General features: G+C 54.7%; 33 protein-coding genes, 1 tRNA gene and 1 other RNA gene. 33 read left to right on the forward strand and 2 right to left on the reverse strand.

All coding sequences use genetic code 11. The features are described 5' to 3' along the window. The first annotated feature begins 161 nt into the window (after positions 1-161). The 3 genes from BN1190_RS01245 (at position 162) to BN1190_RS01255 (ending at position 2096) form a co-directional block, all read left to right on the forward strand. A complete protein-coding gene (locus BN1190_RS01245) occupies positions 162-845 on the forward strand; it encodes a YiiX/YebB-like N1pC/P60 family cysteine hydrolase (RefSeq protein WP_052461639.1) in 684 nt (227 codons plus the stop codon). A 63-nt stretch (positions 846-908) separates the two neighbouring features. After that, positions 909-1784, forward strand: coding sequence for a hypothetical protein (locus BN1190_RS01250; RefSeq protein WP_040285218.1), 876 nt, complete (start codon positions 909-911; stop codon positions 1782-1784). A 30-nt stretch (positions 1785-1814) separates the two neighbouring features. Beyond that, positions 1815-2096: a hypothetical protein gene (locus tag BN1190_RS01255; RefSeq protein ID WP_040285219.1), complete on the forward strand. Its 282-nt coding sequence runs from the start codon at positions 1815-1817 to the stop codon at positions 2094-2096. Between the two features lie 117 nt (positions 2097-2213). On the opposite strand, the gene BN1190_RS01260 is transcribed toward BN1190_RS01255, so the two are convergent. Then, positions 2214-2306 (reverse strand) — tRNA-Ser (locus BN1190_RS01260). Between the two features lie 127 nt (positions 2307-2433). On the opposite strand from BN1190_RS01260, the gene ffs reads away from it, so the two are divergent. From ffs to rsmI, 16 genes are all read left to right on the forward strand, one after another. Then, positions 2434-2701, forward strand: an RNA gene (ffs, locus tag BN1190_RS01265) — signal recognition particle sRNA large type. Positions 2702-2878: 177 nt separating this feature from the next. After that, positions 2879-4660, forward strand: coding sequence for a DNA polymerase III subunit gamma/tau (gene dnaX / locus BN1190_RS01270; protein ID WP_040285220.1), 1782 nt, complete (start codon positions 2879-2881; stop codon positions 4658-4660). A gap of 24 nt (positions 4661-4684) precedes the next feature. After that, complete coding sequence (locus BN1190_RS01275; protein ID WP_040285221.1) at positions 4685-5005, forward strand: YbaB/EbfC family nucleoid-associated protein; 321 nt, start codon at positions 4685-4687, stop codon at positions 5003-5005. A gap of 11 nt (positions 5006-5016) precedes the next feature. After that, a complete protein-coding gene (gene recR, locus BN1190_RS01280) occupies positions 5017-5613 on the forward strand; it encodes a recombination mediator RecR (protein WP_040285222.1) in 597 nt (198 codons plus the stop codon). Continuing rightward, positions 5610-5840, forward strand: a complete 231-nt coding sequence (locus tag BN1190_RS01285) for a YaaL family protein (RefSeq protein ID WP_244898649.1) — start codon at positions 5610-5612, stop codon at positions 5838-5840. Before recR ends, BN1190_RS01285 begins: the two co-directional genes overlap by 4 nt. A 93-nt stretch (positions 5841-5933) precedes the next feature. Beyond that, the gene (locus BN1190_RS01290; RefSeq protein WP_040285223.1) at positions 5934-6197 is read left to right on the forward strand and encodes a pro-sigmaK processing inhibitor BofA family protein; all 264 of its coding nucleotides are present in this window, start codon (positions 5934-5936) and stop codon (positions 6195-6197) included. Between the two features lie 91 nt (positions 6198-6288). Further along, a complete protein-coding gene (locus BN1190_RS01295) occupies positions 6289-7737 on the forward strand; it encodes an aminotransferase class I/II-fold pyridoxal phosphate-dependent enzyme (protein WP_040285224.1) in 1449 nt (482 codons plus the stop codon). After that, positions 7730-8359: a dTMP kinase gene (tmk, locus tag BN1190_RS01300; protein WP_040285225.1), complete on the forward strand. Its 630-nt coding sequence runs from the start codon at positions 7730-7732 to the stop codon at positions 8357-8359. Before BN1190_RS01295 ends, tmk begins: the two co-directional genes overlap by 8 nt. Positions 8360-8406: 47 nt before the next feature. Then, positions 8407-8736 (forward strand): cyclic-di-AMP receptor, encoded by a 330-nt coding sequence (locus BN1190_RS01305; protein ID WP_040285226.1) that lies wholly within the window; start codon positions 8407-8409, stop codon positions 8734-8736. A 21-nt stretch (positions 8737-8757) separates the two neighbouring features. Continuing rightward, positions 8758-9198, forward strand: a complete 441-nt coding sequence (locus tag BN1190_RS01310) for a YaaR family protein (RefSeq protein WP_040285227.1) — start codon at positions 8758-8760, stop codon at positions 9196-9198. A 55-nt stretch (positions 9199-9253) separates the two neighbouring features. Then, positions 9254-10261, forward strand: coding sequence for a DNA polymerase III subunit delta' (gene holB, locus BN1190_RS01315; protein WP_040285228.1), 1008 nt, complete (start codon positions 9254-9256; stop codon positions 10259-10261). Continuing rightward, complete coding sequence (locus tag BN1190_RS01320) at positions 10254-11072, forward strand: PSP1 domain-containing protein (RefSeq protein WP_040285229.1); 819 nt, start codon at positions 10254-10256, stop codon at positions 11070-11072. The genes holB and BN1190_RS01320 overlap by 8 nt, the downstream gene beginning before the upstream one ends. Before the next feature lie 21 nt (positions 11073-11093). Next, positions 11094-11453, forward strand: coding sequence for a DNA replication initiation control protein YabA (yabA, locus tag BN1190_RS01325; RefSeq protein ID WP_040285279.1), 360 nt, complete (start codon positions 11094-11096; stop codon positions 11451-11453). Positions 11454-11521: 68 nt separating this feature from the next. Continuing rightward, a complete protein-coding gene (locus BN1190_RS01330) occupies positions 11522-12295 on the forward strand; it encodes a tRNA1(Val) (adenine(37)-N6)-methyltransferase (RefSeq protein ID WP_040285230.1) in 774 nt (257 codons plus the stop codon). Next, complete coding sequence (locus BN1190_RS01335; protein WP_040285231.1) at positions 12258-12527, forward strand: GIY-YIG nuclease family protein; 270 nt, start codon at positions 12258-12260, stop codon at positions 12525-12527. The genes BN1190_RS01330 and BN1190_RS01335 overlap by 38 nt, the downstream gene beginning before the upstream one ends. Then, positions 12524-13396, forward strand: a complete 873-nt coding sequence (gene rsmI, locus BN1190_RS01340; RefSeq protein ID WP_040285232.1) for a 16S rRNA (cytidine(1402)-2'-O)-methyltransferase — start codon at positions 12524-12526, stop codon at positions 13394-13396. Before BN1190_RS01335 ends, rsmI begins: the two co-directional genes overlap by 4 nt. 58 nt (positions 13397-13454) lie before the next feature. On the opposite strand, the gene BN1190_RS01345 is transcribed toward rsmI, so the two are convergent. Beyond that, entirely contained in the window at positions 13455-13730 is a 276-nt protein-coding gene (locus BN1190_RS01345) for an AbrB/MazE/SpoVT family DNA-binding domain-containing protein (protein ID WP_040285233.1), read from the reverse strand. Positions 13731-13988: 258 nt separating this feature from the next. On the opposite strand from BN1190_RS01345, the gene metG reads away from it, so the two are divergent. The 14 genes from metG (at position 13989) to BN1190_RS01415 (ending at position 26909) form a co-directional block, all read left to right on the forward strand. After that, positions 13989-15956: a methionine--tRNA ligase gene (gene metG, locus BN1190_RS01350; protein WP_040285234.1), complete on the forward strand. Its 1968-nt coding sequence runs from the start codon at positions 13989-13991 to the stop codon at positions 15954-15956. Between the two features lie 123 nt (positions 15957-16079). Then, a complete protein-coding gene (locus BN1190_RS01355; protein WP_040285235.1) occupies positions 16080-16847 on the forward strand; it encodes a TatD family hydrolase in 768 nt (255 codons plus the stop codon). Between the two features lie 133 nt (positions 16848-16980). Further along, positions 16981-18267, forward strand: a complete 1287-nt coding sequence (locus BN1190_RS01360) for a G5 and 3D domain-containing protein (RefSeq protein WP_040285236.1) — start codon at positions 16981-16983, stop codon at positions 18265-18267. A gap of 189 nt (positions 18268-18456) precedes the next feature. Next, the gene (gene rnmV, locus BN1190_RS01365) at positions 18457-19014 is read left to right on the forward strand and encodes a ribonuclease M5 (protein ID WP_040285237.1); all 558 of its coding nucleotides are present in this window, start codon (positions 18457-18459) and stop codon (positions 19012-19014) included. Beyond that, on the forward strand, positions 19011-19910 hold the full coding sequence (gene rsmA, locus BN1190_RS01370) for a 16S rRNA (adenine(1518)-N(6)/adenine(1519)-N(6))-dimethyltransferase RsmA (protein ID WP_040285238.1): 900 nt from the start codon (positions 19011-19013) through the stop codon (positions 19908-19910). The genes rnmV and rsmA overlap by 4 nt, the downstream gene beginning before the upstream one ends. Before the next feature lie 391 nt (positions 19911-20301). Beyond that, a complete protein-coding gene (veg, locus tag BN1190_RS01375) occupies positions 20302-20568 on the forward strand; it encodes a biofilm formation stimulator Veg (protein ID WP_040285239.1) in 267 nt (88 codons plus the stop codon). A gap of 127 nt (positions 20569-20695) precedes the next feature. Then, positions 20696-20881 carry a small, acid-soluble spore protein, alpha/beta type gene (locus BN1190_RS01380; protein ID WP_040285240.1) on the forward strand — a complete coding sequence of 62 codons (186 nt, stop codon included), beginning with the start codon at positions 20696-20698 and terminating at the stop codon, positions 20879-20881. A gap of 175 nt (positions 20882-21056) precedes the next feature. Beyond that, positions 21057-21920: a 4-(cytidine 5'-diphospho)-2-C-methyl-D-erythritol kinase gene (gene ispE / locus BN1190_RS01385; RefSeq protein WP_040285280.1), complete on the forward strand. Its 864-nt coding sequence runs from the start codon at positions 21057-21059 to the stop codon at positions 21918-21920. 58 nt (positions 21921-21978) lie between these two features. Then, positions 21979-22806 carry a pur operon repressor gene (gene purR / locus BN1190_RS01390; protein ID WP_040285241.1) on the forward strand — a complete coding sequence of 276 codons (828 nt, stop codon included), beginning with the start codon at positions 21979-21981 and terminating at the stop codon, positions 22804-22806. 1 nt (position 22807) lies between these two features. Beyond that, positions 22808-23182, forward strand: coding sequence for a RidA family protein (locus tag BN1190_RS01395; RefSeq protein ID WP_040285242.1), 375 nt, complete (start codon positions 22808-22810; stop codon positions 23180-23182). Between the two features lie 163 nt (positions 23183-23345). Further along, the gene (gene spoVG / locus BN1190_RS01400; RefSeq protein ID WP_040285243.1) at positions 23346-23624 is read left to right on the forward strand and encodes a septation regulator SpoVG; all 279 of its coding nucleotides are present in this window, start codon (positions 23346-23348) and stop codon (positions 23622-23624) included. Between the two features lie 197 nt (positions 23625-23821). Further along, entirely contained in the window at positions 23822-25195 is a 1374-nt protein-coding gene (gene glmU / locus BN1190_RS01405) for a bifunctional UDP-N-acetylglucosamine diphosphorylase/glucosamine-1-phosphate N-acetyltransferase GlmU (RefSeq protein WP_040285244.1), read from the forward strand. Between the two features lie 15 nt (positions 25196-25210). Next, a complete protein-coding gene (locus BN1190_RS01410) occupies positions 25211-26170 on the forward strand; it encodes a ribose-phosphate diphosphokinase (RefSeq protein ID WP_040285245.1) in 960 nt (319 codons plus the stop codon). A 103-nt stretch (positions 26171-26273) separates the two neighbouring features. Then, a complete protein-coding gene (locus tag BN1190_RS01415; RefSeq protein WP_040285246.1) occupies positions 26274-26909 on the forward strand; it encodes a 50S ribosomal protein L25/general stress protein Ctc in 636 nt (211 codons plus the stop codon). Positions 26910-26972 lie beyond the last annotated feature (63 nt).

Raw genomic sequence — 26972 nt, forward strand, 5'->3', positions numbered from 1 at the left:
TTTAGGAAATTGATAACCTCATTGTCTAAAGGAATTCGTATGCCATCGCGTGACGGAGTATGTAAATTACGACTAGCTTGTACCAATCCACTCTACTAAATACACTACGAGGAGTGCTGAACGTGAAAAAAACGATTTTAGCTCTTTCTTTAACGACCACTATGTTATTTAGCCAAGCGGGTACTGCAGATGCTAGTTCAACGTTGCGTGAGATACTGACTCTCCAGCCGGATGTCTCGAAAAATGAGTTATTACAAGATGTTCGAACGATCGCTGCGAACACGGGGCAATCCGAAGAGAGCGTACTCAACCAAATTTACGAAGAGTTATCAGCCAACGAAGAAAAGGGGAAGGCAGAGAAGTTAGCCAGGGCTGATATCTCCGACTATGGATCTTCGGGAGGAACGGTCAGTGTTGGCTCGAGCACGAAAGGCAACTTTTACTACACGCCGTCTCAAACCGCTTATTTAGATCATGGTCACGTGGGCATGTATTACTCCTCCACCACCATTGTAGAATCTGTGCCTTCTGATGGGGTTCGGACCATTTCCACGACGGCCCGAAAAGTGGATAGCTCTGGAGCCATGGTGAAGTCGGTCACCACTACCGCGACGAATCGGAACAAGGCGGCAGATTGGGCAAAGACTCAAGTCGGACAGTCCTATTCGTATAACTTTGCAACCAATCGGAAAACCAGTCACACGGGAGCAAAAAACTGTTCCAAGTTGATCTGGTCAGCGTATAAGCTGAATGGCTCGCTCGATCTGGATGTGGATGGCGGATTAGGGGTCTACCCGCGCGATGTCCGGGATGCCAAAGCCACGAAGCTCGTTAGAAATATTTAACCTATCAGAAGGGCCGTCTACCTTATCCAAGACGGCCTTTTTTCAAAGTGGGAGGGGATTCACATGAAGAGAAAAGCGTGGATGAGCGCTGTTGTGATCACAGTATGTTTCGTTGCCCTTGCCTTCATTCTCACGAGGAGCAAAGACGCTCCTGCAAAATCGATTGTTTCGCTGGAGACGATCCCTGATTCGGAACTGTTGGATAAGACAAAAGCGGTTCTGTATGTGTCGACGACCGCCGACCAGGACATTGACAATAAGGGGGTCAGTTATGCCGTTTTCATACAAGAGGATCACTCCGTCCAAGCGTTGTCCATGAACGGGTTGGAACTGGGAGGTGTGGCGGTAGGCGGCAGGGACGTATTGTTGGAAGACAAAGACACCATCCATATTGTCAGCGATCACACTAAAAGTTTTAAGATGGATGCCTCCCAATATACGGGGGAGCGGACCGGGTACCTTCCAGGTAAGGAGCTGTTTTTCAGTATTTACAACAGCGGGTTTGTTGAAGATGGATATCGTTCCGATGTTCGTTTCGGAGATTCCCAGGGGTTCCGCACAGACAGCATCCCGTATTACATAGCTGCCTCGGGGACCACTGATGAGACAGTGACAATTCTTACGCAAGATTTGGAAGAAAACAAGTTCTACTTGAAGGAAGTTGTGTTTGATAAAGAACTGAAAGTGAACGATCTCACGACCATCCAGTCCGGTACGACTGAAAATATGCAAGTCCTTGCGCCGGTACTGGCAGATGACACGTACTACTATTTGACATTGTCGACCATTCACGATGATACGAATGAGACGGTATCGATCCACAGAGTGAACAAAAAGACGTTACAGCAAGACTCCTTTGAATTGGTGGACTATAAAAATGAAGACCTGACGGCGACCATTCCGTACAACTACAAAAATTCTGCAGCGCTGCATAACTAGAAATTATATTACGTAAACGGGTTAGGGCAGGTGTATTCATTTAGCACCGAGTCAACAGCAGTATCACAAGAGTTTACCCTGAAGAACGTCGATGCTTCGAAAATCCGCCACAATGAAGAGACGTATTTCAAAGAGGGCGATCTGTACGTATTGCGCTACAGCCCGGATAAACAGGAGCATTACTACTTGGAAACGTACGCGCTGGACAGTGGCGATCTGACAGATTCCTTCGATATCGAAGGGCTCGATGCAATCATCCAGAGCAACAAGAGCAAGAACGTCTACTCGTATGATTTAAAAGTGCTGGAGTAGTAGGTGTACGGCTTGTGAAGGCAGGAGGAATTTCAGCTGCGACCACGAAAAAAGCTGCCCGTCGGAATTCTCCGGCTGGACAGCTTGTTCTATGATATAAAAGTTCGTGCTTATGTATGGAGGAGGTAGAGGGATTCGAACCCCCGCGGGTTTTGACACCCCTGTCGGTTTTCAAGACCGATCCCTTCAGCCAGACTTGGGTATACCTCCGTAATCGGACAAGAACTACTATAGCAAGCGGAAAAACGGAAGTCAACAGATTTTCGAAAAAAGGGGTCCTGTTGACTCTGGCGCTCCGAGTTGATTTTTCCGCACCCACCCTCTATAATGGAGGATGCCGTGCTAGGTGGGGAGGTAGCGGTGCCCTGTCACTTGCAATCCGCTCTAGCAAGACTGAATCCCTTTCCTGAGGCCGTCCGTATTGTAGGGCCTGCCTCTTGCACGTAGTGTTGACATCTGGGTCCTGCGCAATGGGAACCCATGAACCATGTCAGGTCCGGAAGGAAGCAGCATTAAGTGGACTCTCTCATGTGCCGCGGGGTCGCCTAGATCGAGCCAACGACAAGAGTAACGCTTATGTGCGGCGGTCGAAGGAAGGTGCACGGTATACATACGCGAACGCCCCCCATCCCTTTTTCGGGTGGGGGGCGTTTGCATGCCTGCGGGGATGCGTGTCGGTTGTTTTCATCGGACAGCGGCTGCGTATTCCGCAGGCGTTTTTTCTGCCCGGCTGTGCTATAATGGAAGGAACGGACGTAACAGACAGAAAGGGGAGCGGACGGTTGGGTTATCAAGCTTTCTACCGGGTGTACCGGCCTCAGACATTCGACGAGATGTCAGGACAGCGGCATGTCAAACAGACACTTCAAAACGCTCTCCTCCACAACAAAACCACTCATGCCTATCTGTTTTCAGGACCCCGCGGCACCGGGAAGACGAGTGCCGCCAAGATCTTCGCGAAAGCGCTGAACTGTGAGAACGGGCCGGCCAAGGAACCGTGCAATGCGTGCGACACGTGCCGGACGATCACGGAAGGCTCGAACACGGATGTCATCGAGTTTGACGCCGCCTCCAATTCCCGCGTGGAGGAGATGCGCGATATCATCGAAAAGGTTCGGTATGCGCCGGCCTCCTCCAAGTACAAAGTCTACATCATCGATGAAGTGCATATGCTGTCCAACTCGGCGTTCAACGCGCTGTTGAAGACACTTGAGGAGCCGCCTGCCCATGCGGTGTTCATCCTCGCGACGACGGAACCGCACAAACTGCCGCTGACGATCATCTCCCGCTGCCAGCGGTTCGACTTCAAGCCGATCACCGCAGCGGAGATCACGGAGCGGATGGCGTACGTGCTCGACGAAGCGGGTATTGAAGCTGACAACAGTGCCTTGAAAGTCATCGCGCAGGCAGCGTCAGGCGGGATGCGGGATGCGCTCAGCATGCTCGACCAGGTCGTGTCGTTCAGCGGGGAGCGGGTGACGGCAGAAGAAGCCCTGCTCGTGACGGGCTCGGTCGGTGAGGACATCTTTTACGAGCTCGCTTGTGCCTTGCAGTCGAAAGACGCCGGCACCGCACTCACGCTGCTGAACCGGCTCATCGCAGAAGGCAAGGATGTCTCGCGGCTGGCGGAAGATCTGATCACGTTCTTCCGGGATCTGCTGCTGCTGCATACGGCGCCGAACCTGACCGACCTGCTGGAAGCGATCTCCGGGGATGACCGGTTCGTTGCGCTCGCCGCGGACTTCGATCCCGATCTGCTCTATGCGTATATCGATATACTAGGAGACACCCAGGCGGAGATGCGGTTTTCGAACCATGCGAAAGTGTACATCGAATCCGCGCTGCTGAAAATGATCCAGACGAAAGGTGCGGTGACCGGCGCCGCCGGAGCTGCTGCCGTCCCGGCTGAACTGGAACAGAAGATCGCGAGTCTCGAACGGCTCGTCGGCGACCTGCAGAAACAGCTCGCTGACGGGGTTCCGGCCGGGACGCCTGCGGCCCAGGCACCCGCCGCACGCAAGAACTCATCCAACAATGCCCGGGCGTACAAGATTCCGACGGGCAAAGTCCATCAGGTGCTGAGTGCTGCGACGAAGCAGGACATCCAGGTGATCCGGGAGGAATGGGCGCGCATGATGCAGACGATGCAGCGGTCGCATTCGGCGCTCCTCGAAGAAACCGAACCGGTTGCGGCATCGGACAGCGCCTTTGTGTTAAAATTCAAATATGAAATTCACTGCCTGATGGCGTCCGAGAATGCGTCGCTCCGCTCGGGGCTTGCCGAGGCGCTGCGTCAGCAGACCGGCAAGGCCTATGACGTGGTCTATGTGCCAGAAGAAGGCTGGCTGAAAGTCAGGGAGGATTTCATCCGCAAGAACGGGCTGGCGAAACAGCCGTCTTCCGGGGAGTCCCGTCCTGAAGATGAGGGAGCATCTGCTGAACCTGCAGGGCAGGAAGAGCTGCCTGCGTTCCTGGAAGGCGCGGAGCTGACGGAAGAGGACGGCCTCGTGTCCGAAGCGGAAAAACTGTTCGGCAAGGAATTCATTACCGTCCATGACGAGTAAGACAACTGACAAGGAGGAATTCACATGCGTGGTATGGGAAATATGCAAGGTATGATGAAACAGATGCAGAAGATGCAGAAACAGATGGCGGAGGCTCAGGAGAAACTGGGGGACGAGCGCCTTGAAGGTACAGCTGGCGGCGGAATGGTGAAAGTCATCGTCTCCGGCGATAAGAAAGTCGTCGATGTCGTTGTCGATCCGTCCGTGATCGATCCGGAAGATGCGGAAATGCTGCAGGACCTGATTCTCGTGGCGACGAACAACGCGATGGAACAAGCGGATGAATTAACGAACTCCACTATGGGACAATTCACGAAAGGATTGAACCTGCCGGGGATGTTCTAGGAGGCAGACCTATGCATTATCCAGAACCGATCTCGAAACTGATCGACAGTTTTATGAAACTGCCAGGTATCGGCCCGAAAACCGCGGGCCGTCTGGCGTTTTTTGTGTTAAGCATGAAAGAGGACACCGTGCTCGACTTCGCGAAAGCGCTCGTCGATGCGAAGCGGAATCTTCGGTTCTGCAGTGTGTGCGGCCATATCACCGATATCGACCCGTGTCACATCTGCCAGGATACGTCGCGCGACCGTTCGCTGATCTGCGTCGTACAGGATCCGAAAGACGTCATCGCCATGGAGAAGATGCGCGATTACAACGGGCTCTATCACGTACTGCACGGGGCGATCTCCCCGATGGACGGCATCGGCCCGGAGGATATCAACGTGCCCGACTTGCTGAAGCGCCTGCAGGATGACGAAGTGCAGGAGCTGATCCTCGCAACGAATCCAACCATCGAAGGGGAGGCGACCGCGATGTACATCTCCCGGCTCGTCAAGCCGTCGGGCATCACGACGACGCGGATCGCCCACGGCCTGCCGGTCGGCGGCGATCTGGAGTACGCGGACGAAGTGACCTTGTCAAAAGCGCTGGAAGGGCGGCGTGAACTGTGAGGCGGTCGGCCGGCCTGTTCCGCCGCAAGCACAAAATGAAGCGGGAGTACGATGACAAGCTGCGCACGCTTATGATGGAGACGCGCCAGGAATGGGAGCATGCGAAACAGATCGAGAAGTATGCCGATGACCTGGATGCGGAAGTGCTTATCCGGCGGAAAATCGCCGAATGCAGCCATTTCTATCTGTATAAAGAAGCCAAGCAGCGCAACCTCGGCCTGGAATGACTGTGCACGCCTCTGCATATACTGGTGACGGGCTGAGTGGAGCGGAAGGCTCCGCTTCTGCTGAGATCCTGGACATGCAAAGGGGGAGTCTGCATGAAAGCGGCGATCATTCTGGCGCTCGGTGTGCTGTTTCTTTTCATTCTGCGGCTGACCAAGCCTCAGCTGCAGCAGGCGGCTGAAAAGATATCGGTCTTCTGGTTCCGTATCGCCTTTTCGTTCCTGGTTTTGTTTTTACTGAATATCGCAGGAGGATTTGTCGGCCTGTATGTGCCGATCAATCTCGGATCAGGCCTGCTGCTCGCCATTCTCGGTCTGCCCGGGGCGGCGTCGCTGCTCGTGCTGGCCGTTTTCCTGTAAGGGCGGTGTACCGCCGACCGCAGTACTGCCAGCCGACTGTCGCGCTGGCTTTTTTACATAGAAGACTACCAGTTTAGAAGGAGGATTCGATATGGATCAGCAAAAACGGCCGATCGTGGAAGCACTGGAAGCGTTCCAGGCGGCGGATCCGGTCTCGTTCCACGTGCCGGGTCACAAAACCGGCCGGCTGTCCGGACTGCCGGACGGCCTGCGTGCGGCGATGCGTTATGACGCCACCGAACTGACGGGACTTGACGATCTGCACGCCCCGATCGGTGCCATCCGGGAAGCCGAAGAGCTGCTTGCAGACGCGTACGGGGCGGATCGCAGTTTCCTGCTCGTCAATGGTTCCACTGCAGGCAATCTCGCAATGGTCCGTGCTGTCTGCACACCCGGCGACGTGCTGCTCGTCCAGCGGAATGCCCACAAATCCGTGTTCCATGCGGTTGAACTGGCAGGAGCCCAGGCGGTCTTCCTGAATCCCGAGTGGGACGGGATGACTTGTACCGCGGGAGCGGTCTCTGTCGACACGGTCCGGGAGGCGCTCGACCGGCATCCGGAAGCGAAAGGGATTTTTGTGACGTATCCGACCTATTACGGAACCGCCGGAGAGACCCTCTCCGACATCATTTCCTGTGCACATGGGCACGGCATTCCGGTGCTCGCCGATGAAGCGCACGGCGCTCATCTGCTGGCGGGCCCGCCGTTTCCGCCGTCTGCCCTCGCGCTCGGTGCGGACGCAGTCGTACAGTCCGCGCACAAAACACTGAGTGCGATGACGCAAGGATCGTTCCTGCACGTGAATTCGAGCCTGGTCGACGCCGACCGGATCGCCCGCGGACTGTCCATGCTGCAGACGAGCAGTCCATCTTATGTACTGCTCGCCTCACTCGACGATGCCCGTGCACGGATTGCGGCCTATTCGGAAGCGGACAAGCACGCATTCCTCGAGTGGCGCCGGCAGTTCATCGACCGATGCCGGAAGCTGGCAAAACTCGACATCATCGAGCCGGACGATCCACTGAAAGTGCTCGTACGGCACAAACACGTATCCGGGTATGCCCTGCAGCAGGCGCTTGAACAGCAGGGGATCTACACGGAACTCGCGGACGAGCGTCAGGTGCTGTTCATCCTGCCGCTGCTCACCGAAGGGGCGGACTATCCGGCCGAGCGGGTGGCAAGCGCACTTGCGAAAGCCATCCGGACGCTCGAATCCGAGGACGAAGAGAAGAAACCTGAACCGGGGCCTGCGCTGCCGGCGGATCGTCCCGCTATCCGGATATCAGGCGGACCCGCCGGCAGTCCATCCGAATGGGTGCCTGTCGACGAGGCGGCAGGCCGTTCTGCTGCTGGAGCGATCATTCCGTATCCGCCAGGCATCCCGCTCATCCTGGAGGACGAACCGTTATCCGGTGAAACGATTGACACCGTCTGCCGGATGGCGGCTTCGGGCGCCGCTTTCCAGGGAGCGGTGCGGACGAGCGATGGAAGGGTCGAATTCGAAGTGAAAACAGAACAGGGAGGCGACGGAAATGGCTGACGGCGTATTCATATCATTCGAAGGTCCGGAAGGCGCTGGCAAAACGACGGTGATCCGCGAGATCCACAGGCGGCTGACGGAAGAAGGACGGGCTGTCGTGCTGACACGGGAGCCGGGCGGCATCCGGATCGCAGAGAAGATCCGGAGCATCATCCTGGATAACGACCATGCAGAGATGGACGGACGGACGGAAGCGCTGCTGTATGCGGCTGCGCGCCGCCAGCACCTCGTCGAAAAAGTGCTGCCGGCCCTTGCACAAGGGGCGATTGTGCTGTGCGACCGGTTCGTCGACAGTTCGCTTGCGTACCAAGGCTACGCCCGCGGTCTCGGTATCGATCAAGTGCTCGCCATCAACGAGTTCGCCATCCAGGGGATCATGCCCGACCATACGATCTTCTTTGACATCCCCCCCACGGCAGGGCTTGCCCGGATTGCCGCAAACAGCAATCGGGAACAGAACCGGCTGGACAATGAGACACTTGCGTTCCATGAATCCGTCTATGAAGGCTACCGTCTCGTCCGCGAGCGGTTTTCGGATCGGATCACTGCAGTGGATGCGTCGGAATCATTGGAAACCGTTACGGAGACTGTATGGGGGCAGATTGCATCATTCATATCCTGAGCCATTTCATGGTATACTAAAAGAAAGTGGAAAAAGGAGAGATCTCTGTGAAACTTATCGTGGCAGTAGTACAAGACCAAGACAGCAACCGGCTTTCATCCGCATTGACGAAAGGTGATTTCCGGGCGACGAAACTGGCTAGTACAGGCGGCTTCCTGAAGTCGGGGAATACGACATTCCTGATCGGGACGGACGACAGCCTCGTGCCGAAATGTCTGGATCTCATCCGGGACAACTGCCGGTCGCGTGACCAGATGGTCGCACCGGTCTCCCCGATGGGCGGCAACGCAGATTCCTACATCCCGTACCCGGTTGAAGTGGAAGTCGGCGGCGCCACCGTTTTCGTCCTGCCAATCGAACAGTTCCGTCATTTCTGATGACGCTCGGAGTGAACGCATATGAAAGTGAATAATGAGGTCCGGACGGGTCTCGATAAACTGAGGAACGATCCGCTGAAAGCGCCGCAGGGCGGGGACCGGTTCGGCCAGATGGTGCAGAAACAGGAATCCCGCCTGCATGGTGAGCAGATCACCCGCCTGCTCGGTGACATTTCATCGGCAGGCGATCGGCTGGCCCGTTCTCGGAACTTGCGCGACATGGCGAAATTCAAAATGCTTGTGAAACGGTTCTTGAAAGAGTCCGTCGAAGGCGGTCTCGGCTTGAAACAGTCCCATACATGGAACCAGTTCGGCGAAGGGCGCCGGCTCAAACTGGTGGAAACGATCGATCAGAAACTGGTCGAACTGGCGGAACAGCTCTTGCAGGATGAGGAATCGTCCGTCGATCTCCTTGCCAGAATCGGGGAAATCAAAGGACTGCTCATCAACCTATATACATGAGGGCGTTTTCTGCAGTTACGGGAAAACGCCTTTTTCAACGAAAGGGGGCAGCGGGATGGACCAGCAGCCTGCACAGCGTTTACAGACAGAACAGCCGCGGATTGCTGCAACCTTGCGTGCTGCCTTCCGCAATAACCGGATTGCACATGCTTATATTTTCGACGGTGAAACGGGGGTTGGAAAGAAAAACGCCGCCCTGTACTTTGCACAGCTGCTGCTTTGTGAGAATCCTGTCGAAAATGTTCCATGTGAAACATGCCGGGCGTGCAAACGTGTCGAATCGGGGAATCATCCGAACATACTGACCGTCGAGCCGGATGGCCAGGACATCAAAAAGGATCAGATGACACAGCTGCTGAACGTCATGACGAAGAAAGGCTACGAAAGCGGGCGACGCATCTACATCATCGAGCAGGCGCACCGGCTGAATACCGCTGCCGCCAATGCGCTGCTGAAATTCCTGGAGGAACCGGATGGCGACATTACAGCCATCCTGCTGACGGATGCCTATCATATGATGCTGCCGACCATTCAGTCGCGCTGTCAGCGGATATCCTTCCTGCCTCCCCAGCGCGAACAGATCATCCAGATGCTGACAGAGGAAGGGATTTCCCCTTCGCTTGCAGCGACGGTAACCTGCCTGACAGCAGACAGAAGCCGGGCAGCCGAACTGGCCGCAGATGAGCAGTTTGTCAATCTGCGAAAGACAGTGGTAAAATTAGTGCAGGCCATCGATCTGCATGTGACCGATGCGCTGATGCTGATCCAGACCGAGTGGGGTCCCTTCCTGAAAGAGAAGGACGACACCGAGACAGGCCTGGACTTGCTTCTCTATATGTACCGTGATATCGTGGCGAAGAAAGCGGGATTGACCGCAATAGCCGCCTATCCGGATCTGGAGGAGTTCACTGCCGGTCTTGCCATGAAACTGACCTATGAGCAGCTGGCCGCCAATCTGGAAGCGATATTGCAGGCGAAAAAACAATTGCATCGCAATATGCACCGAACGCTTTTATTGGAACAACTGGTGCTTAGTATGCAGGAGGGGTTATCCGTTGTATAACGTAGCAGGAATCCGCTTTAAAAAAGCGGGTAAAATACAGTATTTCGACCCTATGGCTTATGAGCTGAAGGCAGATGATTATGTAATCGTCGAGTCTGCCCGCGGCACGGAATTCGGCAAAGTCGTCAACGTCCGGGAAGGGGTGGATGCCGCCGACCTGGTCCTGCCTCTGAAGAAAGTGATCCGGCCGGCAAGCCCGGAAGATCTGGAGCAGGTGAACGAGAACCGGCTTGACGCCGAGAAAGCGTTTGATACGTGTGTGAAGAAAGTCCGCGAGCATAAGCTGGACATGAAAGTGGTCGATGTGGAGTACACGTTCGACCGCAATAAAGTGATCTTCTATTTCACGGCGGAAGGACGAGTCGATTTCCGGAATTTAGTGAAAGACTTGGCGTCCATCTTCAGGACACGCATCGAACTCCGTCAGATCGGTGTGCGGGACGAAGCGAAAATGCTAGGCGGAATCGGTCCTTGCGGCAGGATGCTCTGCTGCTCGACGTTCCTCGGGGATTTCGAACCGGTCTCCATCAAAATGGCGAAGGACCAGAACTTGTCCCTCAACCCATCCAAGATTTCGGGATTGTGCGGCCGCCTCATGTGCTGCCTGAAATATGAGAACGATGAGTATGAGGAAGCGAAAGCCCTGATGCCCGACATCGGTTCACGTATCGAGACGCCCGACGGACCGGGCAAAGTGGTCGGCCTGAACTTGCTGGAACGCCTGCTGAAAGTCAGGCTGCAGGATCAGGACCAGACACTGGAATATGCGTGGGAAGAACTTTCGAAGAGGGCGGGACAGCCCGTCAATTGATGAAGCGGTGAGGTGAAAAAGTTGAAAGAAGGGAACTTTCTCGACAAGGTAATCGAATACGAACAGCAACTCGACTCCATGCACAAGCAATTCCGGGAAATCATCGGTTTTGTTGCCAAGATGACAGAAGAGAACCATTCACTTCAACTTGAAAATCATCATCTGCGTACGCGGCTGAACGAACTCGACCTGGAGGCGAAAGCGGCAGCTGACAAGAAACAGTCCGAGCGGCTCCAGCGGGCGGATGTGGGCGAAGGGGTCGATAACCTCGCCCGCCTCTATAACGAAGGGTTCCATGTGTGCAATGTCCATTACGGCAGCACGCGCAAAGGGGAAGACTGCCTGTTCTGCCTGTCGTTTTTAAGTAAACAGAATCTGTAACAGAGAACCGATCCCTACAACCCATAGGAATCGGTTTTTCTTTATCATCATCGAGTGAGGAGTCCATTATGGAAACAAATTTACTGCGGGGCGATGAGCGCCTCGATTATTTGCTGGCGGAGGACTTGCGGATCATCCAAAGCCCGTCCGTGTTCTCGTTTTCCCTGGATGCGGTGCTGCTGGCGCGTTTTGCATACATGCCCATCCGGAAAGGGAAGGTCGTGGATCTATGTGCGGGCAACGGGGCGATCCCGTTGTTTCTGAGTGCCCGGACGAACGCCCATATCACGGCTGTCGAACTGCAGGAACAGCTTGCGGATATGGCGGAACGCAGTATCGCCTTCAATGGGCTCAGCGGACAGATCGGCGTCATGTGTGACGATGTGATCGGCATTGCCGCGAAGATCGGCTATGAGAAGTACGATACCGTTACGTGCAATCCGCCCTATTTCAAGGCCCATGAAAAGAGTGAGCAGAATTTGAAGGAACCGCTGACGATCGCCCGGCACGAGGTGAAGCTGACGCTGGAGCAGGCGGTACGATCGGCGAGTGAGCTGCTGAAACAGGGCGGGAAGGCGGCATTCGTCCACCGGCCGGGCCGGCTGCTGGATATCGTCACGGCCATGCGGGCGAACCGGCTGGAACCGAAACGGATCCGGTTTGTCTATCCGAAGGAAGGGAAAGAGGCGAACACTCTGCTGATCGAGGGCACGAAAGACGGGAAGCCTGATTTGAAGATCCTGCCGCCGCTGATCGTCTATCAGGCGGACGGTACGTATACGGAGGAAGTGAGGGAGCTGCTGTATGGAGCCGAAGACGGGCCATCTGTTCTACGTCCTTGAATGCAGCGATGGCTCCTATTACGGCGGCTATACAACAGATCTTAACCGTCGGGTGGATCTGCACAATGCAGGGAAAGGCGCAAAATACACGAGGGCGAAAGGTCCCGTCCGCTGCATCCATTCCGAGCCGTTCACAACGAAGCGGGAGGCCATGCAGGCGGAATACCGGTTCAAACAGCTTACCCGGGCCGCCAAAGAGCGGTATTTACGACAACAGGAGGCGGAGCAATGATCACACAAAAAAGTGCCGAGGCTGCCGGCGGGGTGCTCTACCTGGTCGGAACGCCGATCGGCAATCTGGAAGACATGAGCTACCGCGCGATCCGCATTCTGCAGGAAGCGGACCTGATTGCAGCGGAGGATACACGGAACACCGTCAAGCTGTCGAACCATTTCAAGATCGATACGCCGTTCATGAGCTATCACGAGCACAATCTCGAAGCCGGCGGACGCAAGATCTTGGACCTGCTGACGGACGGGAAGACGGTCGCCCTCGTCAGTGATGCCGGCATGCCGTGCATCTCGGATCCGGGAGCGGACATCGCTGAAAAGGCGATTGCGGCAGGAATTGCTGTCGTTCCGGTGCCTGGTCCGAATGCAGCGATCAGCGCACTGGTCGCATCCGGGCTGCCGTCACAGCCGTTCCTGTTCTTCGGCTTCCTGGACCGGCAAAAGAAGAAACGCCGTCAGCAACTGGACCTGCTGGCCCGCCGGCAGGAGACGCTGCTGTTCTACGAAGCGCCCCACCGTCTGAAAGAGACGCTGCGTGCCCTGTCCGAGCAATTTGGCGCAGACCGGCGCATCACACTGGCCCGCGAGCTGACGAAACGCTATGAGGAATTCATCCGGGGGACGGTTGAAGAGGTTCTCCAATGGGCAGAATCGACAGAGATCCGCGGAGAATTCTGCCTGGTTGTCGAAGGTGCCGGAGAACTGGAAGAGCAGGCCGCAGACGCCTGGTGGACCGGACTGTCAGCGGCTGAGCACGTCACCCGTCTCATGGAAGAGGAAGGGTGTTCCTCCAAGGAGGCTATCAAGAAAGCAGCGGCAGACCGTGGAATGAGCAAGCGGGATGTCTATCAGGCGTATCATGTCGAATGAAAAAAACACTTATTTCCCGTAATAAGGAAATAAGTGTTATGTAAATAAAAGTATTAAATCAAGACATCTTGTTTTCGATTTCAGCGATCAGCTGTTTTGCGCCTTCAGGGCTGAGAATGAGCTTTCCGTCGATGAGAGAGAGGTTATCGTCGGACACTTCGCCTGTTACGGAACAAGTCATGTTCGGCATATATTTCTTCAGGATGATTTTGTCGTCATCCACGTAAATTTCCAAAGCGTCTTTCTGGGCGATGCCGAGTGTTCTGCGCAGTTCGATCGGAATGACAACACGGCCAAGCTCGTCGACTTTACGTACGATTCCAGTGGATTTCATAAGATCGTGCCTCCTAAAATGGGTTTGTATTCGTCAAAAATCGACATTTTTCTCTTGTCTGCTTATCATCATACCAACTCTTCCAATTAACGTCAATAGAGAAACCCGTAAACTATGAAATGAATAACAAATACATGAAAAACTCACAATCAAATGAAATAAAAATACAATATGCAGCACTGTGGATGATTGGTCATAGCGTAAAACGGAAAAGTCCGCTAAACTAGAAACATCGATCTTGATACAGGAGGAATTAGAGTGGCGGAACAGAACAATACATTTTACATCACGACACCGATTTACTACCCGAGCGGTAAATTCCATATCGGGACAGCCTACACGACGATTGCCGCAGATGCCATCGCCCGCTACAAGCGGCTCCGGGGCTATGATGTCCGCTTCCTGACCGGGATGGATGAGCATGGTCAGAAGATCCAGGAGAAAGCGGAAGAAGCCGGCAAGCCGCCGCAAGAGTATGTCAACGAGATCGCAGACTACGCGAAAAACCTCTGGAAACTGATGGACATCACCTACGATGACTTCATCCAGACGACGGAAGAGCGCCATACGAAAGCAGTCGAAAAGATCTTCCGGAAATTCCTCGACAACGGCGATATCTATAAAGGTGAATATGAAGGCTGGAAGTGCATCCCGTGTGAATCGTATTTCACGGAAACCCAGCTCGTCGACGGCAACTGTCCGGACTGCAACCGCCCTGTGGAGCGGGTGCGGGAAGAGTCCTACTTCTTCAACATGAAAAAGTATGCGGACCGGCTGCTTCGCTATTATGAGGACCACCCGGGCTTCATTGAACCGGAATCCCGCAAAAATGAAATGATCAACAACTTCATCAAGCCGGGGCTTGAGGACCTGTCCGTGTCACGGATGTCGTTCGACTGGGGCATCAAAGTGCCGGGAGACCCGAAGCACGTCATCTACGTCTGGGTCGACGCTTTGACGAATTACATCACGTCACTCGGCTATCTGTCGGATGATGACTCGCTGTTCAAAAAATACTGGCCGGCGGATGTGCAGGTCGTCGGAAAGGATATCGTCCGCTTCCATACGATCTACTGGCCGATCTTCCTCATGGCGCTCGATCTGCCGCTGCCGAAAAAAGTGTTCGCACACGGATTTATCATGATGAAAGACGGCAAGATGTCGAAATCCAAAGGGAACGTCGTGTACCCGGATATGCTGGTCGAGCGCTACGGACTGGACGCGACACGCTACTTCCTGCTTCGTGAACTGCCGTTCGGCTCGGATGGCACCTTCTCGCCGGAAGCCTTCGTTGAGCGTACGAACTACGACTTAGCGAACGATCTTGGCAATCTGCTGAACCGTTCCGTCTCGATGATCAACAAATATTTCGATGGTGAGATTCCGGCTTCCCTTGCGGAGGAGACACCGTACGATGCAAGTCTGCGGAAAGCCATCACGGATACAGTGGACCGTTATGAAGAATCGATCGAGAAGATGCAGTTCAGCGTCACCCTGGCGGAACTTTGGACGCTCGTCTCACGGACGAACAAATATATCGACGAAACGGAGCCTTGGGTGCTTGCGAAAGATGAGAACGACCGCGGAAAGCTTGCGGCAGTCATGACGAATCTCGTCCACGCCCAGAGGCATATCGCAGTGATGCTTCAGCCATTCACACCTGAGACACCGAAAAAGATCATGGAACAGCTCGGTCTCCCGGAATCATTGCTCGCATGGGAGACACTTGGAAACTTCGAGGCGATTCCGGAAGGCGCAACAGTCATCGGCAAAGGGGTGCCGATCTTCCCGCGTCTCGATACTGAGGTGGAAATCCAATACATTAAAGATCAGATGGCTGTCACAGCGCCGAAGGAATCCGAAGAAACGCCTGCTGAAGTTATTGAGGCACCGGAACAGGCGCCGGAAATCACGATCGATGACTTCAATGCCGTCGATCTTCGGATTGCGACTGTCACAGCATGTGAAAAAATGCCGAAAGCCGATAAGCTTCTGAAGCTGCAGGTCGACCTCGGCTACGAACAGCGCCAGGTCGTCTCCGGTATCGCTCAGCATTACACACCTGATGAACTGGTCGGGCAGAAAGTGATCGTCGTTGCGAACCTGAAGCCGGTCAAGCTGCGCGGGGAATGGTCGCAGGGAATGATCCTCGCCGGGACGTCCGGTGATGTACTGAAGCTCGCCACCGCAGACGCATCTCTTGCAAACGGCGCACGCGTGAAATAATATAGGGCAGCGGACTCAAGAAAAGGTCCGCTGTCCTATTTTTGTTGTCATCGTTTTGTAATGTAATTGCGATATCCGTGTAAAGAGGATGCTTTAGACTATAACCATTGTGAGGCGATAGAGATGTTGATCGATACCCATGTCCACTTGAATGCAGACCAATATGAAGATGATATAGACGAGGTCATCCAGCGTGCACTGGACGCTGGCGTGGAACGTATGGTCGTGGTCGGTTTCGACCGTCCCACCATTACGAAAGCCATGGAACTCGCAGAAGTGCATGAGTTCATCTACGCAGTGGTCGGCTGGCATCCGGTTGATGCCATCGACTGCACAGAGGAGGATCTGAAATGGATCGAGGAGCTGGCAGCCCATCCGAAAGTCGTCGGCATCGGAGAGACCGGTCTCGACTACCACTGGGATAAGTCCCCGAAGGATGTCCAGCAGGCGCTGTTCCGGAAGCAGATCCGGCTGGCGCAGAAAGTGAAGCTGCCGGTCATTATCCATAATCGTGATGCCACTGGTGACGTGGTCCGGATCCTGCAGGAAGAGGAGGCGCACCTCACCGGCGGCATCATGCACTGCTACAGCGGCAGCGTGGAGACTGCACACCAATGCATCGACATGAATTTCATGATCTCGCTCGGCGGTCCGGTGACCTTCAAAAATGCCCGGATGCCGAAAGAGGTGGCGGCTGAAATACCGCTCGAGCATCTGCTGGTCGAGACCGATGCGCCGTACCTTGCGCCGCATCCGCACCGCGGAAAACGGAACGAACCCGCCTACGTAGCACTCGTTGCCGACCAGATTGCGGAACTGAAAGGAATCTCGGCTGAGGAAGTCGCGGAAACAACGACCCGGAATGCCATGAACCTGTTCGCCATCGACTGACCGTACGAGCCGGAAGCCTGCACAGCCTGACTGCAGCAGCCTTCCGGCGTTCTCATGCAGGAAAGGTCGATCGGTTGACAGTGCAAAAGAGGGTCTATATAATCAGCCGAGTGATTAAGGAGGAGAAACGTTAATGACGAAAAGAACCACAGGCAATCGATTCTTTCAATCATTGAGAATACAGAAAATCGCAGCCGGCATAGCAGTGCTTGCGGTTTTCGTGACTGTTCTTTCTCTTGTCCTGTATGAGGGCACGAAGAAAAACATCAGCCTTGCGGCAGATGGAAAGACCATCGAACTCAAGACGCATGCAGCCACAGTGGCGGACGTCCTGGCGCTGCAGGACATAGAGGTCGGCTCACATGATGCCGTAACACCGGCAGCGGATACGCCGGTCGAAGACGGTATGTCGATCGACTGGAAGAAAGCGAATCCGGTGGCGGTCAACATGAACAATGATACAACGACAATCTGGACAACCGAGTCGACGGTTGGCTCCGTGCTGAAGGAAGCGGGCGTCGAACTGTCGGAACACGACGCGGTAACTCCTGCTCTGGACAGTAAGGTCGGTGAAGACGGGGAGATCACTGTCGACAAGGCGTTCCAGGTGACATTGAAGGACGGCAGCAAGACGAAGAAAGTATGGTCCACTTCGACTACGGTCGCTGACTTTTTAAAGAACGAAAACGTCCAGTTGAGTGAACTGGATCGTGTGGAAGGCGACAAGCAGAAGCTTGTACTTCCGAAATCGGTTATTTCGGTTGTTCGTGTGGAAAAGGTCACCGATGTAGTGGAAGAGACGACGGATTTCGACGTGAAGACACGGGCTGATGAAACCCTGCTGAAAGGCCGCGAAAAAGTGGTCGCAAAAGGACAGAAGGGGAAAGTCAGGAAGAGATTCGAAATCGTCAAAGAAAACGGCAAAGAAGTATCGCGCAAATTGATCCGGGAGCACGTCGTCTCCCATCCGAAGCCGAAAGTGGTATCAGTCGGCGCAAAAGTGGAAATTGCAAGTGCACCTGCTGCGAAGTCGGTGAAAACAGTTAAAGCAGCTGCGGCAGCTAAACAGCCGGCAGTGACGACCGCTTCTGCGAAGACATCTGTTTCCCGTGGAAATGGCGGAGAATCCGGCAAGGTGATGTACATGAATGCCACTGCCTACACAGCGCACTGTACTGGCTGCAGCGGAATCACAGCAACGGGCATCAACCTTGCGGCAAATCCGGGCATGAAAGTGATCGCTGTTGACCCGGGTGTCATCCCCCTCGGCTCGAAAGTGTGGGTGGAAGGATACGGCTACGCAATCGCAGGAGATACGGGCGGTGCCATCAAAGGCAACCGGATCGATCTGCACGTGCCGAACAACGCAGCTGCCCGGCAATTCGGCCGGCGCCAGGTCAAGGTCAAAGTGCTGAACTGACCGTGCCATACAATTGGATACAGCAATTCCGGTACAATCCGCATGGCATTCCTGCTATGCGGATTGTTGTCCGTTTCATGGTTTTCTGTACAACCGTCCGTACAGCCGGTAAAATTGGTTCATCAGCTGAGTCACATAATGAGCAGACGCAACACGCCGTCCGCATACAGCAGAGGAAAGAGGAATACAGTGGACATTAAAGAAATCATCGTAGTGGAAGGGAAATCGGATACGATCGCTGTGCAGCGCGCAACAGGTGCTGACACGATCGAGACGAACGGATCGGCCGTCAGCGAAGAGACGCTGAGGAGGATCGAGCATGCCCAGCAGACGAGGGGCGTCATCGTCTTTACGGACCCCGATTATCCGGGCCGGCGCATCCGTGCCATCATCGAAGAACGGATCCCTGAGGTCAAGCACGCCTTCCTGGACCGCAAGAAGGCCATTGCCAAAAACGGCAAGAAAGTCGGTATCGAGCATGCGGCGGATGATGTGATCCGGCAGGCGCTCGAAGCCGTCTATACGACCGGGCCTGCAGACTTCGCAGAGATTCCGGCCAGCCGGCTGATTGAAGCGGGCCTGATTGGGCATCCTGAAGCCAGACAGCGGCGTGCGCGGCTTTCGGAACTGCTGCAGATCGGCCAAGTGAACGGCAAAGGGCTGCAGAAGCGGCTTGGGATGTTCCGCATCAGCGAAGCGGCATTCCGCCAGGCAGTGGAGACTATCGACAAGGAGGAACAGTCATGAGGAAAGACATCGCAACGCCTGTACGCACGAAAGAAATCCTGGAGAAACACGGGTTCTCTTTCAAGAAGAGCCTCGGCCAGAACTTTCTGATCGATCCCAATATCCTGACCAACATCATTTCGGCGGCCGGCATCACGAAGACGTCGGGTGTCATTGAAATCGGACCCGGCATCGGTGCATTGACGGAACCGATTGCACGGGCGGCCGGGAAGGTCACGGCATTCGAAATCGACGGGCGTCTGCTGCCTGTTCTTGAAGACACATTGTCGCCGTATCCGAATGTCTCGGTCATCCACCAGGACGTCCTGGAAGCGGATTTGCATGCCGTCATCAAGGAACGGATGGCAGATATGGAGGAAATGGTCGTCGTTGCGAACCTGCCGTACTATGTCACGACCCCTATTATAATGAAGTTTCTCATGACGAATGTTCCGATCGACAGGATGATCATCATGATGCAGCGGGAAGTCGCAGACCGGATCACCGCGTCGCCCGGCACGAAAGCATATGGCTCTCTCTCCATCGCCATCCAGTACTATATGGATGCGGAAGTGGCGATGATCGTGCCGAAGACCGTCTTCATGCCGCAGCCGAATGTCGAATCCGCCGTCCTCAAGCTGACCCGGAAAACGGCTCCGCCCGCCGACGTCATCAGTGAGGACTTCCTGTTCACCGTCGCCCGTGGATCGTTCGTCCAGCGCCGGAAGACGATCCTGAACAACCTGCAGTCGTCCCTGCCTGACGGGAAGACGAGAAAGGCCGACATCCTTACTGCGCTCGATACGGCAGGCATCGACCCGGGACGCCGGGGGGAGACGCTGTCCATCCAGGAATTCGCCGCGCTGTCGAATGCATTGTACGGCGTGTTCGGTGCGGCTGCTGCGGATAAGCAGTGAGGCGCTTACTTATAGAAGGAAGCAGATTGCGGCGGCTGTCTGCTTTTTTTCATGGAACAGGACAGCCGGGCAAGGGAATGGAATCCGACGGCTGGCAGGAGGGAATGATCGGTTCTGCACGGGAATTGATCGCTTGGCGGTGAGTATGGAGCGGTCAGCCGTCGTAATTGATCGGTTCGCACCGGGAAATGAGCGCTTCTGCATCTCCTTGACACTAAGGATTTTACCGAATAAAGCAAATATGACGATTCTGAGGAAAAAAGAATGTCGAAACGTAAAAAACTAGACTAAAAGCATTGACAAAGCTAAATTCAACCTGTTAAAATTTAAAGTTTTAATTGACAGAACTTTTTCACTGTGTTATGATAATACATAGTGAGGTGGAAGCGACATGCCAAAAACATTAGCGGACATTAAGAAGTCATTGGATGCTCACTTGGGAAAACGTATGCACCTTCGTGCAAACGGCGGTCGGAAGAAGACGATCGAACGAGCTGGAATCCTTCGTGACACGTATCGTGCAGTATTTGTAGTGGAACTTGATCAGGACGAAAATGCGTTTGAACGGGTATCATACAGTTATGCGGATATTTTGACCGAAGCGGTTGAAATAACGATACTGGACGGTGGAGACACCACAGCGTTTGAGATTAAATAGCACTTTTACTATCAGCGAATTCAATTTTACCGAAACACCCCAAACTTTCCTCTGGAAAGTATTACGGGGTGTTTTTTCGTTCCTTCCGGTCATGCTACGGTCGTCAGCCAATAAGGAGGAAACCTGAATGGCGAAACGGAATGGCGTAATGTCTGAGCAGCTGAAGGTGGAAATTGCGAAGGAACTTGGATTTTACGATGTGGTCGAGCGTGAAGGGTGGGGAGGCATCAAATCGCGGGATGCCGGTAATATGGTGAAGCGCGCGATTGAGATGGCACAACGGGGACTCTCGGAGCAGGAACGGCCGCACTAAGAGGACCAGTGCTGCATAACCCAAATCCAACGAATGGCTGACAGAAGAAGCTGTGGTTCTGCACAATCGTGCGGGGCCGGCTTTTTTTGTGCTCTTTGCACAAACCCGGCATTTTTATTTGCGCCTATGGTAAAATAGGGGGCAATGAAGTTTGAATGGAGGCAGCCAGATGAGTATGATATCTGAAAAAGCGCCCGCAAAAATAAATCTAACGCTCGATGTCCTGCAGAAACGGCCGGACGGCTACCACGAAGTCGAAATGATCATGACGACGGTGGATCTTGCAGACCGTGTCTGGCTGAAACCGCTCGACCGCGGCATCATCATCCGTTCATCCGAGCGGTATGTCCCGAATGATAAGCGGAATCTCGCATGGCAGGCCGCTGATCTGCTGCGGAAGCGGCATCACGTGACTGAAGGCGTTGAAATTACATTGGACAAACATATACCGGTCGCTGCGGGTCTGGCAGGCGGAAGCTCGGATGCTGCTGCGACACTGCGCGGTCTGAACCGTCTGTGGAACCTCGGCTTGACGCTGGACGAGCTGGCGGAGCTCGGCGGGCAGATCGGCTCGGACATCCCCTTCTGTGTCTACGGCGGCACAGCGCTTGCATCCGGCCGCGGGGAAAAGATCCGGCACTTGGACGTTCCGCCGAACTGCTGGGTCATTTTGGCAAAACCGGCCATTTCCGTCTCGACCGCGGACATATATAGTGCCCTCGACGTGCAATCCATCCATCATCCGAATACAGCGGGCATGATGGCGGCTCTGGCGTCTGGTGACTATGATGCGATGTGCAGCCTTCTCGGCAACGCACTCGAACCGGTCACAATGCGCCTCCATCCCCAAGTGGCCGTCCTGAAGGAGCAGATGCTGAAATTCGGTGCGGATGCCGTGCTGATGAGCGGAAGCGGACCGACAGTGTTCGGGTTTGTGCAGCATGAATCCCAGGTGGCCCGTGTCTATAACGGACTGAAAGGCTTCTGTCCGGAAGTCTACGCTGTGCGGATGATGGGCGAACGGACCCATCTTGCTTGAAGACAGATGATTATGGTAGTCTAGATATAGAATATTCGGGTTTTAGGAGTTGTTGGCCATGAAGTGGAAGCGGAGTGAACGTCTCATCGAGATGACCCGCCATTTGCTGGAACACCCCCACCAGCTCATCCCGCTCACTGTTTTTTCTGAACGGTTCCAGTCGGCGAAGTCGTCCATCAGCGAAGATCTGACCATCGTGAAAGAGACGTTCGAAACGAGCGGTGCAGGCAGGCTGCTGACCGTTTCGGGTGCTGCCGGCGGCGTGAAATATATTCCTCTTATGTCTGAAGAGGCGGCACATGGTGTCATCGCCCAGCTCATGGAAGAACTGGGCCATACGGACCGTCTGCTGCCCGGCGGCTATTTATATATGACCGACCTGCTCGGCAATCCGCGGCTTATGGACAGTGTCGGGCGCCTGTTCGCGGCAGCGTTTGCGGACAGCGGGATCGATGTCATCATGACCGTGGCGACGAAAGGCATTCCGATCGCCCATGCGATCGCACATCATCTGAATGTGCCGGTCGTCATCGTTCGGCGTGACAGCAAGGTGACGGAAGGCTCCACGGTGAGTATCAATTACGTTTCCGGATCGGCCCGCCGCATCCAGACGATGGTCCTGTCGAAACGCAGCATGAAAAGCGGTCAGCGTGTACTGATCACCGATGACTTCATGAAAGCCGGCGGCACGATGCTCGGCATGCGGAACCTCGTCGAAGAGTTCGATTGCCAAGTGGCAGGAGCGGCTGTATTGGTCGAATCCGAGCACTCGGAGCGGGTGCTGAAGGAAACGTACAGATCACTGGTGAAATTGCGCAGTGTGAATGAGGTTGACCGGACGATTGAACTCGAGGAAGGCAACTACTTTTCGGAAGGCGGAGAATAAGATGGACTACGTAGCGACAGAGAAGGCACCGAAGGCGATCGGCCCCTATGCACAAGCGGTCAAAGTGAACGGCATGGTTTACACATCAGGCCAGATCCCATTGCTTGCAAACGGTGAGCTTGCCGGTGCGACAATCGAAGAACAGACGGACCAGGTGTTCGAAAACCTGAAGGCTGTACTGGCGGAAGCCGGCTCTTCACTCGGACAGGTCGTCAAGGCGACGGTCTTCATCAAGGACATGAACGAATTCGGCGCGCTGAACGATGTTTACGCCCGCCATTTCGGGGAGCATACCCCTGCACGTGCAACCGTGGAAGTCGCACGTCTGCCGAAAGATGTGAAAGTCGAAATCGAAGTAATTGCAGTCGCTGGGTAAGCGGCATGTACAGCTGCTCGGACTGTCAGCCTCTGCTGATGGGCGGGCAGCTTTTTTGCACATGGAATAGTCGGAAAAATTTAAATTCCCATAAAGGGATTCGGGAGTCTATGTAGAACTTATACAAGAACACGTTTTGTCAGAAAGGGGAATGGAAAGGGATATGCAAGTAACGAATGTACGGCTGCGCAAGGTGGAGACAACGGGAAGGATGCGGGCGATCGCATCCATTACAATCGACGACGAATTCGTCATCCATGATATCCGGATCATCGAGGGGAATGCCGGCCTGTTCGTGGCCATGCCGAGCAAGCGGACGCCGGATGGGGAATTCCGCGACATCGCACATCCCATCAATCCGGACGCACGGATGAAAGTCCAGGATGCTGTATTGCAGGTCTACCATGCCGAGGAAGAAGTTCTGGATCCGGCACCTGTGTGAAACTGAATCTGTCGGTAAATTGTCACAGAGCCGCAAGCCTGCCCGCTTGCGGCTCTATTGGCGAGCGCTGAGCGGTTTGTCATCCGAAAAAGCCAATAATAATAAGACACTATGCATAAATTGTCAAGCGGCAATAGTTGAAAATCACTGCTGTGTCGGCTATAGTCTAATATGAAATCTAGGATGGGGGACAGCTCATGACAAGTACATATGCAATCGTACTGGCAGCAGGCCAGGGAACACGCATGAAGTCGAATTTATATAAAGTGCTGCACCCGGTTTGCGGGAAACCGATGGTGGAGCACGTCATCGATCACGTCAGAGGCATCGGGGCGGACCGTGTCGTCACCGTTGTCGGCCATGGAGCAGAAAAAGTGGAACAGACTCTCGGTTCCAAAAGTGAATACGTCCTGCAGGATGAGCAGCTCGGGACTGCGCATGCGGTACAGCAGGCGGAACAGCTGCTCGGCGATCTGGATGGCACGACACTTGTCGTCTGCGGAGACACGCCGCTGATCCGCTCGGAGACGATGGAGGCCCTTGTCCGTGAGCACCGGGAACTTGGCGCAAAAGCGACCATCCTGACCGCGATTGCAGACAACCCGGCAGGCTATGGCCGGATCATCCGCGGGGAAAACGGGGAAGTGCTGCGCAACGTTGAACAGAAGGATGCCACCCCTGAGGAACAGGCCGTCCGGGAGATCAACACCGGTACGTACTGCTTCGATAACCGGGCATTGTTCGAAGCACTGAAAAAAGTGAAGAACGACAATGCACAAGGGGAATACTATCTGCCGGACGTCATCGGCATCCTCCAGTCGGAAGGATCCCTGATCGGCGCATATGCCTGTGAAGACTTCAGTGAAACGCTCGGCGTCAATGACCGGGTCGTCCTGTCACAGGCGGAAGCGGTCATGCGCCGCCGGATAGCGGAAACACATATGCGGAACGGTGTGACGATCATTTCACCTGATACGGCAGTCATCAGCGCGGATGCTGAAATCGGCCGTGATACCGTCATCCAGCCGGGGACACTAATCGAAGGGGCTTGCCGCATCGGTGAAGAATGTGTGATCGGCCCGAACAGCCACCTGACGGACAGCACGATCGGCGACCGGACGACGGTGCACTCCTCGGTCGTCAAGTCGAGCATCATTGGTGCCGATACAGCTGTAGGCCCGTTCGCCCACATCCGGCCCGAGTCCGAACTCGGTGACCATGTCAAAGTCGGCAACTTCGTGGAAATCAAGAAATCGACATTCGGCAATGGCAGCAAGGTATCCCACCTCAGCTATATCGGGGATGCGGACGTCGGCTCCGCCGTCAACATCGGCTGCGGCTCGATCACGGTCAACTACGACGGTAAGAACAAGTTCAAGACGACAATCGAAGACGAGGCGTTCATCGGCTGCAATTCCAATCTGGTCGCACCGGTCAAGGTAGGCAAGGGTTCCTACGTCGCCGCGGGATCCACTGTCACGAAAGATGTCCCGGAAGACTCCCTGGCCATCGCCCGGGTCCGCCAAGAGAACAAGGAAGGCTATGCAGCGAAACTAAACTCTAAACGATAAAACAGGAGGTCCATCATGGCCAATCAATATCCGAACCACAAACTGAAAATCTTCACACTGAACGCAAACGAACCGCTGGCGAAAGAAGTCGCAGATTTCATCGGCTGCCCGCTCGGTGAATGTTCCGTCAAACGGTTCAGTGACGGTGAAGTTCAGATCAATATCGAAGAAAGCATCCGCGGCTGTGACGTATACGTCATCCAATCCACTTCCTACCCGGTCAACGATAACCTGATGGAACTTCTGATCATGATCGATGCACTGCGCCGTGCATCTGCCCGGACGATCAATGTCGTCATGCCGTATTACGGCTATGCCCGCCAGGACCGCAAAGCGCGTTCCCGTGAACCGATCACGGCCAAGCTCGTTGCGAACCTTCTGGAGAAAGCGGGAGCGGACCGGGTGATCGCGATGGACCTCCATGCGCCGCAGATCCAAGGGTTCTTCGATATCCCGATCGACCACCTGGTGGCCGTTCCGCTGCTGTCCGAGCACTTCAAAAACCAAGGGTTCAAAGGCGACGATATCGTCATCGTCTCGCCTGACCACGGCGGCGTGACGCGTGCCCGCAAAATGGCCGACCGCCTGAAAGCGCCGATTGCGATCATCGATAAACGCCGTCCGAAACCGAACGTCAGTGAAGTGATGAACATTGTCGGCCAGGTCGAAGGCAAAATCGCCATCCTGATCGATGACATCATCGACACGGCCGGCACAATCACGGCCGGAGCCAATGCAATCGTTGAAGCGGGCGCAACGGAAGTCTATGCCTGCTGTACGCACCCTGTCCTGTCAGGACCGGCCATCCAGCGCATCAACGATTCGAAGATCAAGGAACTGGTCATCACGAACACCATCGAGCTTCCGGAAGACAAACACTCACCGAAGATCAAGCAGCTGTCCGTTGCGCGCCTCATCGGAGATGCGATCATCCGGGTGTTTGAAGAGAAATCCGTCAGCACACTGTTCGACTGAGCCGTCAGCGCAGCGTGCTGGAAACAGGCAGACAGGGTTTGGAACGTCATGTAACGGGTATTTACTATGTAGGAAAACTTCTTTTATAAAGGGGACTGAGCATATGAGTACAGCATTACAGTCGGAAAAACGTGAAACTGCTCCACAGTCAGCATTGCGCGAATTGCGCCAGGAGGGGAAAGTGCCCTCTGTCGTATACGGGTTCAGAACGGAATCTACTCCGATCACAGTGGAAGAACGCGACCTCATCAAGACCGTTCAGGAACACGGCCGCAATGGTGCGTTCAAACTATCGGTGGACGGAAACGATATAGACGTCATGCTCGGCGATTACCAGGCGGATGTCCTGACAGGCAAAGTCGAGCACGCAGACTTTCTCGCCATCAACATGTCGGAAGAGCTTGAGGTCGACGTGACGATCCACCTCACAGGCACATCACCGGGTGAGAAAGCGGGCGGCGTCGTCCAGCAGCCGCTTTGGGAACTGAAAGTCAAAGCAAAACCTTCGGACATCCCGGAGAGCATCGAAGTCGACGTGTCAAAACTGGACATCGGAGATACGATCCAAGTATCCGACCTGCGTGAAGGGACCAAGTACGAAATCCAGAACGAAGACGACGAAACGATCGTTCTCGTCTCTGCACCGCGTACTGAGGAAGAGCTTGACGCACTTGACGAAGAGTCCGGCGGCACAGCTGAACCGGAAGTCGTCAACGAAATAGACAAAGACAGCGAATAATACAAAGAGCGCACGGCACGCCGTGCGCTTGTTTTTACGTTTTACGATACATTCCCCATAGAA

This window comes from Sporosarcina koreensis (assembly GCF_000826145.2).
Taxonomy (GTDB): Bacteria; Bacillota; Bacilli; order Bacillales_A; family Planococcaceae; genus Sporosarcina; species Sporosarcina trichiuri.